This window comes from Microbacterium azadirachtae (assembly GCF_000956505.1).
Lineage (GTDB): Bacteria > Actinomycetota > Actinomycetes > Actinomycetales > Microbacteriaceae > Microbacterium > Microbacterium azadirachtae_A.
In genome coordinates, this window is sequence record NZ_JYIX01000036.1 from 139,457 (window position 1) to 151,120 (window position 11,664).

Consider the following 11,664-nt stretch of genomic DNA (forward strand, 5'->3'; position numbering starts at 1 on the left):
GACGTCGCTCAGGAGGTCTCCACCGTCGCCGGGTAATATCGGGTCCCGTTCGACGGCCGAAGCCCCCAGCGGCCGCACGACGAAAGGAAACACCGATGACCGGCGACGTCCCCTCCGCTGAGATGACGCAGGAAGTACAGGATTCGACTTCGAACGACGACCCCTCGTCCGACATGGAGGTCGACGAGGGCCCCCTGCCCGCTGCGGCGCCGCAGCAGGGCTGGTTCGGCTTCTCGCTGCGGGAGCTGATCATGATCGGCGCGTGGGTGATCGCCTTCGCGCTCTCCTTCGTGCCCGGCGGAGGGAGCGTCCTGGACAGCTCCGCGACGGTATGGACGATGAACGGCGCGTGGGCGCTCGCCATCGGCGTGCCCACCGCCGCCGTGTTCCTGATCGTGCTCCGCCGGCTCTCTCCCGAGGGGATCCGCCGGGTCGGATCCCTCGGCATCGATCAGTTCGCCTCCGTGGCCTTCTCGGTCGCGCTCGTGAGCTGGGTCGTCCTGCTGTGGCAGCAGCTGGATCTGGTCGGCGCGACCCGGCGGTCCCCGCTGGTCACCTGGCCGCTGTGGCTGGAGATCCTGCTGATGCTGGTCCTCGTCGCGGTGACGGTCTTCGCGGCGCTCATCCCCGGGCTCCGCGAGGACTTCGAGGAGCGGACGGAGACCCTCGCGCACCGCCGTGCGAATCCCGTCCGCCCGGTGTTCTCGCGCCCCCGTCCTGTGCGGGCGAGGGGAAGCGTCTCCGACCCGCAGAACGAGGACGACGTGGATCCGGGTCTGCTGCACGACAACGAGGTCGGCGCCGCCGGACACCTCTCGGCCACGGGCGTCACGGGCGCGGTGGTCCAGGGCGAGACGGGCTACGTCCCCGAGCACCACCGCGAATCCTTCCTGGCATCGGGGGAGACCCCCGTCGTCGCCGTCGTCGAGGCGCAGCCCTCGCCCGGCGCGCAGGAGACGGTGCCCTCTGATGACGCCCTCACCGGCGTCATGCCGACCGCGGACGCCCCGACCGAGACGATCTCGGACGCCGACCGCCCGGCCCTCCAGGACGAGGAGCCGCCGGCTCCCGCCGAGGAGGCGCGGGAAGAGGGCGAGCCCGCCACGCGTGCCGACGTCCGACGCGCCGCGGTCGTCGCGGAGCCGGAGCCCGAGCAGGAGTCCGACTCGTTCCCGGACGCCGCCCGCGGTCCCGTCGATGCGCCGGACTCGAGCGTCGCGCCGCACGATCTCTCCGACACCATGACGGAGGTGCTCGGCGACCTGCTCGATCCGTCGGCCGTGGACGAGGTGGCCACGCACGCGGTCGACGTCGTGCCGCAGGACAGCGTGCACGAGCCGGATGCGGTGAGCTCGGTGGCGACGGGGGAGCAGCTCCAGCCGTTCTGGGCGCTCGCGCCGGACACGCGCGTCGTTCATGACGCGCGGGGCGACTCGATTTTCACGATCGGGCCGGAAGCATGGATCCTTGTTCTCGAGGACCGTGGCGGCGCCTTCGTCGTGCGCCACGACGACGGTCGCGTGGGCTACCTGCACGACACCGAGAACATGACCCGAGGCTGAGGACGCATGCAGACGATCGACCTGAGGGGACGCACCCTCTCCACCGCTGAGATGCTGGCGGCCGTGCCGCGCGCCACTGCCGCGCGTGCGGAAGCGCTGGCCACGGCCACCGCGATCGTGGAAGACGTGCGTGTGCGCGGCGAGGAGGCGCTGCGCGAGCAGGCCGAGCGTTTCGACCACGTCGGCGGGCACGCGATCCGGGTGCCGCGAGAGCACATCGACGAGGCGCTCGCCGGCGTCGACCCGCGGGTCCGCGCCGCGCTCGAGGCCGCCATCGACAGGGTGCGTCAAGGCTCGGCAGCACAGGTTCCCGCGCCGCGCGTGACCGAGATCGGCCCCGGTGCCCGCATCGTGCAGCGCTGGCAGCCGGTCGGTCGGGTCGGCGTCTACATTCCAGGCGGCAAGGCGCCGCTCGCCTCGAGCGTCGTCATGAACGTCGTTCCCGCACAGGTCGCGGGCGTCGGCAGCATCGCGCTCGCCTCCCCGCCGCAGTCCGGTGAGGACGGCCGCATCCACCCGACGATCCTGGCCGCCGCAGGCCTGCTCGGGGTGGACGAGGTCTACGCGATCGGCGGCGCGGGCGCGATCGGCGCCCTCGCCTACGGCGTCGAGGCGATCGGTCTCGAGCCGGTCGACGTCATCTCGGGTCCCGGGAACAACTACGTCGCCTCCGCCAAACGCGCCGTCGCCGGCGTCGTCGGGACGGACTCCGAGGCCGGGGCGACGGAGATCCTCATCGTCGCGGACGCCGAGGCGGATCCTCGCCTCATCGCCATGGATCTGATCAGCCAGGCCGAGCACGACGAGCAGGCATCCGCCGTCCTCGTCACCGACTCCGCCGAGCTCGCCGACCGCGTGGCCGTCGAGGTCGCGAACGCCGCGGCCACGACTCGGCACAGCGTCCGCGTGCAGACCGCCCTGGACGGACCGCAGTCGGCGATCGTGCTGGTCGACGACCGGGCGGCCGCCGTGGCCTTCAGCAACGCGTACGCGCCGGAGCACCTCGAGCTGCACCTCGAAGATGCGGAGGAGGCTGCCGCCTCCTTCACGAGCGCGGGTGCCGTGTTCGTCGGAGACCAGACGCCGGTGAGCCTGGGCGACTACATGGCCGGAAGCAACCACGTGCTGCCGACCGGGGGACAGGCGCGCTACGCGTCCGGACTCGGGTCCTACACCTTCCTCCGTCCGCAGCAGGTGATCTCCTACGATCGGGACGCGTTGGCGCGCGCTCGCGACGGTGTCGTCGCGCTCGCCGACGCCGAGGTGCTGCCCGCGCACGGCGAGGCCGTCGAGGCCCGGTTCACAGCCGCGCCCGAGCCCGCCGCGGCGGCCGGGGCGTAGGCTTTCTCGAATGCACTGCCCGTTCTGCCGTCATCCGGACTCCCGCGTCATCGACTCCCGCACGAGCGACGACGGGCTGTCGATCCGCCGGCGCCGTCAGTGCCCGGAGTGCGGGGGCCGGTTCACGACCACCGAGACCGCGAGCCTGAACGTCATCAAGCGTTCCGGCGTGATGGAGCCGTTCAGCCGCGAGAAGGTGATCTCCGGCGTGCGCAAGGCCTGCCAGGGGCGACCCGTGACCGAAGCGGATCTCGCGATCCTCGCGCAGCGCGTCGAGGAGGCGGTGCGCCAGACCGGCGTCTCGCAGTTGGACACGAACGAGATCGGCCTCGCGATCCTCGGCCCGCTCCGGGATCTGGACGAGGTGGCCTACCTCCGTTTCGCGAGCGTCTACCAGGCGTTCGATTCGCTCGAGGACTTCGAGGCGTCGATCGCCGAGCTGCGCGCCGACCACCGCCGCGCCGCTGCGCAGACCGCGCTCTGAGCCGCCGGTCGGATCCATCGCGTCCGACCGGTAGCCTGGCAGGGATGTATGCCCTGCTCTTCCGCCTCGTCCTCGCGCGCTTCGATCCCGAGTTCGCCCACCATGCCGGCATGGTCGTGGTGCGGATCCTCGGCGTGCCTCCGTTCTCGTGGGCGGCGCGTGCGCTGACCCGACCGGCCTCCGGCGACGAGGTGCAGGCGCTGGGGCTCACGTTCCCCACCCCCTTCGGCATCGCCGCCGGCTTCGACAAGAACGCGGTCGGCGTGCGCGGGCTGTCCGCGCTCGGTTTCGGCCACGTCGAGGTCGGCACGATCACCGCCATTCCGCAGCCCGGCAACCTCAAGCCGCGCCTCTTCCGACTCATTCCGGACCGCGCGGTCGTGAACCGGATGGGCTTCAACAATGCCGGGGCCGAGGCCGCCGAGAAGCGGCTGTGGAAGCTCCGCCGCCGCAGGCCCTCCGCCGTGATCGGCGTGAACATCGGCAAGAGCCGCGTGGTCGCCGTCGAGGACGCGACCGCCGACTACGTCGCCTCGGCCGTGCGCCTCGCTCCGCTCGCGGACTACCTGGCGATCAACGTGTCCTCGCCGAACACGCCGGGGCTGCGCGGCCTGCAGGCCGTGGAGACCCTCGCACCGCTGCTGCGCGCGGTGAAGGCCGCCGCCGGCGCGACTCCGCTCCTGGTGAAGATCGCCCCTGATCTTCCCGACGACGAGGTCACCGCGATCGCGGAGCTCGCGGTCGCCGAAGGGCTGGACGGCCTCATCGCGACGAACACGACGATCTCGCGGGAAGGACTGAGCACGGACCCCGCGAAGGTCGCCGCAGCGGGGGAGGGCGGCCTGTCCGGCGCCCCGCTCAAGGAGCGCTCGCTCGCGGTCCTGCGTCTCGTCCGCGCCGCTGTGCCCGCCGATTTCTGCGTCATCTCCGTGGGAGGGGTCGAGACCGGTGCGGAGGTGCGGGAGCGGCTCGAGGCCGGTGCCACCCTGGTACAGGGCTACACCGCGTTCCTCTACCGCGGACCGTTCTGGGCGCGCCAGATCCGCGCCGGGCTGCGCACCCGCTGACCTGCATACGACGAGAAAGGTCCCGGGCGCTCGCTGCGCACCGGGACCTTCTCGTCTGTCAGGGGGATCCGGATCAGTCCGGGTACTGCCCGCGCTTGACCTGGGGCTTCGGCAGGCGCATGAAGCGCATCTGCAGCGACCGCATGGCGGCGTACCAGGCGAGACCGCGCTCGCGCTTGTCCTTGCCGTACTTCTCGGCGATGCGGCGGTTCACCCGGATGCCGAGGAACACCATGTCGATGACCGCGATCGCGATGAAGCCCCACAGGCCGATGAACGCCCAGTAGGCGACCAGCGTGTTCGGGATCAGCGAGACGACGATCACGACGACCATGAGGGCCATGATCCACTCGCTGACGTGCCAGCCGGCGTCGACGTAGTCGCGCACCCAGCGGCGCTGAGGGCCGCGGTCGCGGACGGGGAGGTACTTCTCCTCGCCGTTGGCCATGCCGATGCGCTGCCGGTCCTGGCGCTGACGCAGGTCGGCGCGCGCCTGGGCCTTGGCCTCCTTGGTGTCCGGCACGAGCGGCCGGCGACGGGCGGCCTCCTGCTCCGCGCGCGTCGGCGTGCGGCGTCCCTTGCCGCTCGCGTCGGCCGAGGAGTCCTCTGGTGCGGGGGTGGGAGTGCTGGGCACGAAGGCTCCTGAAGTCGAGAGACGGGAAACGGGTGTTCTCTAAGATTACCTGCATGACTTCTCCCTCCTTCTCGGTCACCGCCCCCGGTGACGTCGAAGCCGCCGTCACCGCCGCCGTGAGCACCGGGATCCCCGCCGCCCTCAGCGATCTCGGCACCCTGGTGCGCATCCCGGGGATCGCATGGCCCGCCTTCGATCAGACCCAGCTGGTGCGCAGCGCCGCAGCGGTCGCCGAGCTCGCCGAGGGGACGGGAGTGTTCGACAGCGTGCGCGTGCTGCGAGCGGCGATCCCCGGCACCGACGAAGTCGGACAGCCCGCCATCCTGGCTCGCAGGGCCGCGCGCAACGGCAAGCCCACGATCCTGCTCTACGCGCACCACGACGTGCAGCCCCCGGGGGCGGACGAGCTGTGGGAGACCCCGCCGTTCGAGCCGACCGTCCGCGACGGCCGGCTGTACGGCCGCGGGGCCGCCGACGACAAGGCGGGGATCATGGCGCACATCGCGTCCATCCGCGCGGTCGCTGAGGCGCTGGGCGACGACCTGGACCTTGGCATCGCGATGTTCATCGAAGGCGAGGAGGAGTACGGATCCCGCTCCTTCGCGCAGTTCCTCACAGACAATGAGGACGCGCTGCGCGCCGACGCGATCGTGGTCGCGGACTCGGGCAACTGGGACTCTGACACGCCAGGGCTCACGGTCTCGCTGCGCGGCGCGGTGCGTTTCACCCTCACCGTGCGCACGCTCGACCACGCCTCGCACTCCGGCATGTTCGGGGGAGCGGTGCCCGACGCCATGCTCGCGACCATCCGCCTTCTGAACACGCTGTGGGACGAGAACGGATCCGTCGCGGTCGAGGGGCTGACCGTACGCGACGCCGCCACGCCCGAGTACAGCGAGGAGACGCTGCGCGACGAGACGGGGCTGCTGCCAGGGGTGTCGCCCATCGGCGACGGCACGATCCTCAGCCGCATCTGGAACAAGCCGTCCGTGACGGTGATCGGCGTCGACGCCACGTCCGTCGCGGCGGCTTCCAACACCCTCTCGCCCGAGGCCACCGTCGTGCTCAGCTGCCGCATCGCGCCGGGGCAGAGCGCGGACGACGCGTACGCCGCACTGCAGGCGCACCTGCGGGCGCACGTGCCTTTCGGCGCTGAGCTCTCCTTCTCCGACGTCGATCTCGGCAACCCCTTCCTGGTCGACACCAGCGGGTGGGCCGTCGGCCTGGTGCGCGGCGCGATGGCGGACGGCTACGGCACGGCGCCGGTCGATCTCGGCATCGGCGGATCCATCCCGTTCATCGCGGACCTGGTGGAGCGATTCCCCGGCGCCGAGATCCTCGTGACCGGGGTGGAGGACCCGCACTCGCGGGCGCACAGCCCCAACGAGTCGCTGCACCTGGACACGTTCCGCCACGCCGTGGCGACCGAGGCGCTGCTGCTCACTCGGATGAACGAGATCACCCTCTGACGACCCGGAGTGCATCGAGACGCGGTCGTGACCGGCCGTGATCGATGCCCTGCGCGTGCGCGGCGGTAGACTCGACTGACGGAAACCGTGCCTGGCCACGGCCGATCCAAGGAGCGACATGAGCGACATCACCCTCACCCCCGAGACCACCGCCGCGCACGGCGTGAAGCTCACCGACGCCGCAGCGGCGAAGGTTAAGAGCCTGCTGGAGCAGGAGGGCCGCGACGACCTGCGCCTGCGCGTCGCCGTGCAGCCCGGAGGCTGCTCGGGCCTGATCTACCAGCTCTACTTCGACGAGCGCTATCTCGAAGGCGACGAGACCGTCGACTTCGACGGCGTCGAGGTGATCATCGACAACATGAGCGTGCCGTATCTCGACGGTGCGGCGATCGACTTCAAGGACACCATCTCGGAGCAGGGATTCACGATCGACAACCCCAATGCGCAGGGCTCCTGCGCGTGCGGCGACAGCTTCCACTGACCCGCAGAATTCCCCTCTCCCACCCCTGCGCCATCCACGCCGAACCTGCGTGGATGGCGTGAATCGGGTGTGAGCTTGCCCTAGACTGGGGTAGCCCACGTCCGTGATCTGAAAGGTGCATCGTGCCCTCGAAACGCCGCCTTCGTTGGGCCGCACTCCCCTTGGGAGTTGCGGCAGCCGTGGCCCTCGCGGGATGCTCTCCCACCGAGCTCCACGGATTCCTTCCGGGCTTCGTAGCCGATGGCACACCCGCCACCAACCAGACCGATCGCGTCGCCGCGCTCTGGGTCAACTCGTGGATCGTCCTGCTCATCGTCGGCCTCATCACCTGGGGTCTGATGGGCTGGGCCGCGATCGCCTACCGCCGCCGCAAGGGCCAGACCGGCCTCCCGGTGCAGCTGCGCTACAACATGCCGCTCGAGATCTTCTACACGATCGTCCCGCTGATCCTGATCTTCGGAATGTTCGCCTTCACGGCGCGTGATCAGACGATCATCGAGACGCAGTACGACAAGCCCGATGTGGAGGTCACCGCGATCGGCAAGCAGTGGGCCTGGGACTTCCAGTACGACGGCAAGGAGAAGGACAACTCCGACGCCGTGTGGACCATGGGTGTCCAGGCGCAGCCCGACAAGGCGGGCAACATCGATCAGTCGGCTCTGCCGACCCTGTACCTGCCGGTCAACAAGACGGTCAAGATCAACCTGCAGTCGCGCGACGTGATCCACTCGTTCTGGATCATCGACTTCCTGTACAAGAAGGACATGTACATCGGCAAGGACAACTCGTGGTCCTTCACGCCGACCCGCGAGGGCACCTACCAGGGCAAGTGCGCAGAGCTCTGCGGCGAGTACCACTCGATGATGCTCTTCAACGTGAAGGTCGTCAGCGACGCTGACTACCAGACGTACCTCGCCAAGCTCAAGGACGAGGGCAACACGGGTGACATCACCGATGCCTACAACCGCCTGACCAACTACCCCGGCACCGGCAAGCCCACGACCGACTCGGAAGCGAAGTAAGCAGAATGACGAGCACTCTTCCCGACACGTCAGAGGTCGGCGCGCGTCCGACGACGATCCCGCCGCGCCAGGCGGCCCTGCTCAGCTCGACCCGCGTCGAGCAGAAGGGCAACATCGTCGTCAAGTGGATCACCTCCACCGACCACAAGACGATCGGATACATGTATCTGATCGCCTCGGTGCTGTTCTTCCTCCTCGGCGGCGTGATGGCTCTCATCATCCGCGCCGAGCTCTTCTCGCCGGGCATGCAGATCATCCCGACGAAGGAGCAGTACAACCAGCTCTTCACGATGCACGGCACGATCATGCTGCTGATGTTCGCGACCCCGCTGTTCGCGGGCTTCGCGAACGCGATCCTGCCGCTGCAGATCGGCGCCCCCGACGTCGCATTCCCGCGTCTGAACGCCTTCGCGTTCTGGCTCTTCCTGTTCGGCTCCACGATCGCGGTCGCCGGCTTCCTCACCCCGCAGGGCGCCGCCTCGTTCGGCTGGTTCGCCTATCAGCCGCTCGCGAGCGCCTCGTTCACTCCCGGCGCCGGCGGAAACCTGTGGATGCTCGGCCTCGGCATGTCCGGTTTCGGAACGATCCTCGGTGCGGTCAACTTCATCACCACGATCATCACGATGCGCGCTCCTGGCATGACCATGTGGCGCATGCCGATCTTCTCGTGGAACACGCTGATCACGAGCCTGCTGATCCTGATGGCGTTCCCGGTCCTGGCCGCGGCCATGCTGGCCGCCGCCGCCGACCGCGTGCTCGGCGCGCACATCTACGACCCGGCCAACGGCGGCGTGCTCCTCTGGCAGCACCTGTTCTGGTTCTTCGGCCACCCCGAGGTCTACATCATCGCGCTGCCGTTCTTCGGCATCGTCTCTGAGATCTTCCCGGTGTTCAGCCGCAAGCCGATCTTCGGATACAAGACCCTCGTCTACGCGACGATCGCGATCGCCGCGCTGTCGGTGGCCGTGTGGGCGCACCACATGTACGTGACCGGCGGTGTCCTGCTGCCGTTCTTCGCGCTCATGACCATGCTCATCGCGGTTCCGACCGGCGTGAAGATCTTCAACTGGATCGGCACGCTCTGGCGAGGATCCGTGACCTTCGAGACACCCATGGTGTTCGCGCTGGGCTTCCTGGTCTCGTTCGTCTTCGGTGGTCTGACCGGTGTCATCCTGGCCTCCCCGCCGCTGGACTTCTTCCTCTCCGACTCGTACTTCGTCGTCGCGCACTTCCACTACGTGGTGTTCGGCACGGTGGTGTTCGCCATGTTCGCGGGCTTCTACTTCTGGTGGCCGAAGTGGACCGGCCGGATGCTCAACGAGCGTCTCGGCTACGTGCACTTCTGGATGCTGTTCATCGGCTTCCACATGACGTTCCTCATCCAGCACTGGCTGGGCGTCGACGGCATGCCGCGTCGTTACGCCGACTACTCGGCCTACGACAACTGGGCCTGGGAGAACCAGGTCTCCACGATCGGCGCCATCATCCTCGGCGCGTCGATGCTGCCGTTCTTCCTGAACGTGTGGCTGACCGCGCGCAAGGCGCCGAAGGTCACCGTGAACGACCCGTGGGGCTACGGCGCTTCGCTCGAGTGGGCCACGTCGTGCCCGCCGCCGCGCCACAACTTCACGTCGATCCCGCGGATCCGCAGCGAGCGTCCGGCATTCGACCTCAATCACCCGGAGGCCGCAGAGCACCCGGTTGCCGCGGCCGCCGACGGAAAGGCCCACTGACCCATGCGCGACAACATCGTTCTCTGGTGGATCCTCACCGGATTCTTCGCCCTCGTGGGCGTGATCTACACGGTCTGGAACCTGGTGGCGCACGCCGGTGAGCCGCCCGTGAGGGCCATCGAGTGGGTCGGCACCGTCGCGCTGTTCTTCGCTGCCTTCATGGCCGCGATGATCGCGTTCTACCTGGACCGCACGCACAAGGCCCAGGGAGGCAGCCTCCCCGAGGACATCCTCACGAGCGACATCGATGACGGCGACCCCGAGCTCGGCGAGTTCAGCCCCTGGTCCTGGTGGCCGATCGTGCTCGCCGGAGCCGCTGCCGTCGGGATGATCGCACTGGCCGTGGGAGTCTTCCTCTTCCCGGTCGCGCTGGCCATCTTCGTGGTCGCGATCGTCGGCTGGGTGTACGAGTACTACCGCGGTCATTTCGCCCGCTGAGTTCTTCTCACGAGGCCCCTGGAGCTCTTGCTCCAGGGGCCTCGTCGTCGCCTGAGGGCTGCTCACCCGGCACTGACTCACGGCGCAGAGACGCCGCATGACGTACGCTGATGGCAGGCTCGGAGGCCGACCGCCCCGTGTTGGCTGCCGCGCAAGGAGGAACGTGATGGGCGTGGTATTCCCGGAGGGGACGGTTTCCGTCACGACCGCGAACGGCGACACCGTCCTCCTGCGCATCTGCGATCTGTGCGGTGCGGCCGTCGTCGAGGCCGACGGCACCGACCTCGCGTTCCACAAGCGCTGGCATCGGACCACCGGGTCCGGCAACTGGGTCGACCCCGGGACCGGTCGCCTGCACCGTTCCTAGATGCCGTGTCAGGCGTTGGCGCGGATGCGCGGGACGCCAGTGAGAGGATCCACCGGTCGGCGATGCACGCCGTCGGCGTTCTCGACGGGGTAGCCCTCGCGCACCCAGTACTCGAAGCCGCCGATCATGAGCTTCACGTCGTAGCCGAGCTTGGCGAACTCCAGGGCGCCTTTGTCGGCCGCATTGCAGCCGGGGCTCCAGCAGTAGACGACCACGGGCGTGCCCTGGAGGATCTCCAGCGGCGCCCTCGCGGCGATCTCGCTGTAGTGCATGTGGATCGCGTCGACGATGCGACCCTGGGCCCACGCCTCGTCGCTGCGGACATCGACGACGGCGACCTCCTGGCCGGCCTTGCGGGCGGCATGCACGTCGCTCGCATCGGTCTCGTGGGCGAGCTTGGCGGAGAAGTGGTCCACGGCTGAGGTCATCTGGCCAGGTTACTGGCTCTTCGCGAACCAGGGTGTACTACAGGTACACGCTGATCAGGTCGTCGAGGGATATCACGTGGTCGACGTTCGCGGGTCGAGGACATCGAAGGCTGTGCCCATGTCGGTGAGGCGGCCGAGCGCCTCGTCGCGGTAGAGCCAGTCGGGATCCAGCGTCGTGTCGGCTGTGAGGGATCGCCAGACTCGCAGACCGCGCCGTCCTTCGTCCAGCATCGCGGGGGATAGCCTGCCGGTGACCTTGACCTGCCCGAGCGCTGTGGCGACACGAGAGCGGGCATCGAACGTCAGAGCCGCTTCATTCATGTCGTCCTCGGCCGCCCAGGCCAGCAACTCCTCCTCGGCGGCGTCGATCAGGTCGACCGGGATCTCGAACCCTGATTCGGTGAGGATCTGTGTCAGGTAGGTGGTCGGGTCGGCGTCAGCGCCGTGCTCGGACAGCCAATCCTCGAGCCCGCGGAGGGCGTCGCTGCCGTCGTCACTGCCGAACGGGGCGAAATCGTAATCCTCCTCGTAGAACCAGTCGGGCGCGATGGCGACGAATCGGGGGTGGCTCGTGTCCGGCGAAGTGCCTTCACCGTCCATGTCATCGATGAAGAGGTTCGTCATCCTTCTTTCCTTCC

The 11,664-nt window shown here is 68.9% G+C and carries 13 protein-coding genes; 10 read left to right on the plus strand and 3 right to left on the minus strand.

Annotated features, from left to right (window positions below; all coding sequences use genetic code 11):
* Positions 1-95 precede the first annotated feature (95 nt).
* Genes RS86_RS19915 through RS86_RS12010 form a run of 4 tightly spaced genes read left to right on the plus strand, consistent with a single transcriptional unit; the run spans position 96 to position 4,454 of the window.
* Positions 96-1,562 (plus strand): hypothetical protein, encoded by a 1,467-nt coding sequence (locus RS86_RS19915; RefSeq protein WP_052680235.1) that lies wholly within the window; start codon positions 96-98, stop codon positions 1,560-1,562.
* 6 nt (positions 1,563-1,568) lie between these two features.
* Positions 1,569-2,903: a histidinol dehydrogenase gene (hisD, locus tag RS86_RS12000; RefSeq protein WP_045272488.1), complete on the plus strand. Its 1,335-nt coding sequence runs from the start codon at positions 1,569-1,571 to the stop codon at positions 2,901-2,903.
* Between the two features lie 10 nt (positions 2,904-2,913).
* Entirely contained in the window at positions 2,914-3,387 is a 474-nt protein-coding gene (gene nrdR / locus RS86_RS12005) for a transcriptional regulator NrdR (protein ID WP_045272489.1), read from the plus strand.
* 44 nt (positions 3,388-3,431) lie between these two features.
* The gene (locus RS86_RS12010; RefSeq protein ID WP_045272490.1) at positions 3,432-4,454 is read left to right on the plus strand and encodes a quinone-dependent dihydroorotate dehydrogenase; all 1,023 of its coding nucleotides are present in this window, start codon (positions 3,432-3,434) and stop codon (positions 4,452-4,454) included.
* Between the two features lie 73 nt (positions 4,455-4,527).
* Here RS86_RS12010 and RS86_RS12015 read toward each other — a convergent pair whose 3' ends face one another.
* The gene (locus RS86_RS12015; protein ID WP_045272491.1) at positions 4,528-5,088 is read right to left on the minus strand and encodes a DUF3043 domain-containing protein; all 561 of its coding nucleotides are present in this window, start codon (positions 5,086-5,088) and stop codon (positions 4,528-4,530) included.
* A gap of 53 nt (positions 5,089-5,141) precedes the next feature.
* Between RS86_RS12015 and RS86_RS12020 the strand changes: the two genes are divergently transcribed.
* From RS86_RS12020 to RS86_RS12045, 6 genes are all read left to right on the plus strand, one after another.
* Positions 5,142-6,557 carry a dipeptidase gene (locus RS86_RS12020; RefSeq protein ID WP_045272492.1) on the plus strand — a complete coding sequence of 472 codons (1,416 nt, stop codon included), beginning with the start codon at positions 5,142-5,144 and terminating at the stop codon, positions 6,555-6,557.
* A 118-nt stretch (positions 6,558-6,675) separates the two neighbouring features.
* The gene (gene erpA / locus RS86_RS12025) at positions 6,676-7,038 is read left to right on the plus strand and encodes an iron-sulfur cluster insertion protein ErpA (RefSeq protein ID WP_045272493.1); all 363 of its coding nucleotides are present in this window, start codon (positions 6,676-6,678) and stop codon (positions 7,036-7,038) included.
* Positions 7,039-7,160: 122 nt separating this feature from the next.
* Positions 7,161-8,060 carry a cytochrome c oxidase subunit II gene (coxB, locus tag RS86_RS12030; protein WP_045272494.1) on the plus strand — a complete coding sequence of 300 codons (900 nt, stop codon included), beginning with the start codon at positions 7,161-7,163 and terminating at the stop codon, positions 8,058-8,060.
* A 5-nt stretch (positions 8,061-8,065) separates the two neighbouring features.
* Positions 8,066-9,793, plus strand: a complete 1,728-nt coding sequence (gene ctaD, locus RS86_RS12035; RefSeq protein WP_045272495.1) for a cytochrome c oxidase subunit I — start codon at positions 8,066-8,068, stop codon at positions 9,791-9,793.
* Between the two features lie 3 nt (positions 9,794-9,796).
* Complete coding sequence (locus tag RS86_RS12040) at positions 9,797-10,231, plus strand: cytochrome c oxidase subunit 4 (RefSeq protein ID WP_045272496.1); 435 nt, start codon at positions 9,797-9,799, stop codon at positions 10,229-10,231.
* Between the two features lie 166 nt (positions 10,232-10,397).
* On the plus strand, positions 10,398-10,598 hold the full coding sequence (locus RS86_RS12045) for a hypothetical protein (protein WP_045272497.1): 201 nt from the start codon (positions 10,398-10,400) through the stop codon (positions 10,596-10,598).
* A gap of 8 nt (positions 10,599-10,606) precedes the next feature.
* On the opposite strand, the gene RS86_RS12050 is transcribed toward RS86_RS12045, so the two are convergent.
* Positions 10,607-11,026, minus strand: coding sequence for a rhodanese-like domain-containing protein (locus tag RS86_RS12050; RefSeq protein WP_045272498.1), 420 nt, complete (start codon positions 11,024-11,026; stop codon positions 10,607-10,609).
* A 72-nt stretch (positions 11,027-11,098) separates the two neighbouring features.
* Positions 11,099-11,650, minus strand: coding sequence for a hypothetical protein (locus RS86_RS12055; protein ID WP_045272499.1), 552 nt, complete (start codon positions 11,648-11,650; stop codon positions 11,099-11,101).
* Positions 11,651-11,664 lie beyond the last annotated feature (14 nt).

What these genes read in the sequence shown, in the direction of transcription:
- RS86_RS12040 (WP_045272496.1), top strand. Translation starts at nt 9,797, where the DNA reads ATGCGCGACAACATCGTTCTCTGGTGGATCCTCACCGGATTCTTCGCC.
- RS86_RS12055 (WP_045272499.1), bottom strand. Translation starts at nt 11,650, where the DNA reads ATGACGAACCTCTTCATCGATGACATGGACGGTGAAGGCACTTCGCCG.
- RS86_RS19915 (WP_052680235.1), top strand. Translation starts at nt 96, where the DNA reads ATGACCGGCGACGTCCCCTCCGCTGAGATGACGCAGGAAGTACAGGAT.
- RS86_RS12045 (WP_045272497.1), top strand. Translation starts at nt 10,398, where the DNA reads ATGGGCGTGGTATTCCCGGAGGGGACGGTTTCCGTCACGACCGCGAAC.
- nrdR (WP_045272489.1), top strand. Translation starts at nt 2,914, where the DNA reads ATGCACTGCCCGTTCTGCCGTCATCCGGACTCCCGCGTCATCGACTCC.
- hisD (WP_045272488.1), top strand. Translation starts at nt 1,569, where the DNA reads ATGCAGACGATCGACCTGAGGGGACGCACCCTCTCCACCGCTGAGATG.
- RS86_RS12020 (WP_045272492.1), top strand. Translation starts at nt 5,142, where the DNA reads ATGACTTCTCCCTCCTTCTCGGTCACCGCCCCCGGTGACGTCGAAGCC.
- RS86_RS12050 (WP_045272498.1), bottom strand. Translation starts at nt 11,026, where the DNA reads ATGACCTCAGCCGTGGACCACTTCTCCGCCAAGCTCGCCCACGAGACC.
- erpA (WP_045272493.1), top strand. Translation starts at nt 6,676, where the DNA reads ATGAGCGACATCACCCTCACCCCCGAGACCACCGCCGCGCACGGCGTG.
- RS86_RS12010 (WP_045272490.1), top strand. Translation starts at nt 3,432, where the DNA reads ATGTATGCCCTGCTCTTCCGCCTCGTCCTCGCGCGCTTCGATCCCGAG.
- ctaD (WP_045272495.1), top strand. Translation starts at nt 8,066, where the DNA reads ATGACGAGCACTCTTCCCGACACGTCAGAGGTCGGCGCGCGTCCGACG.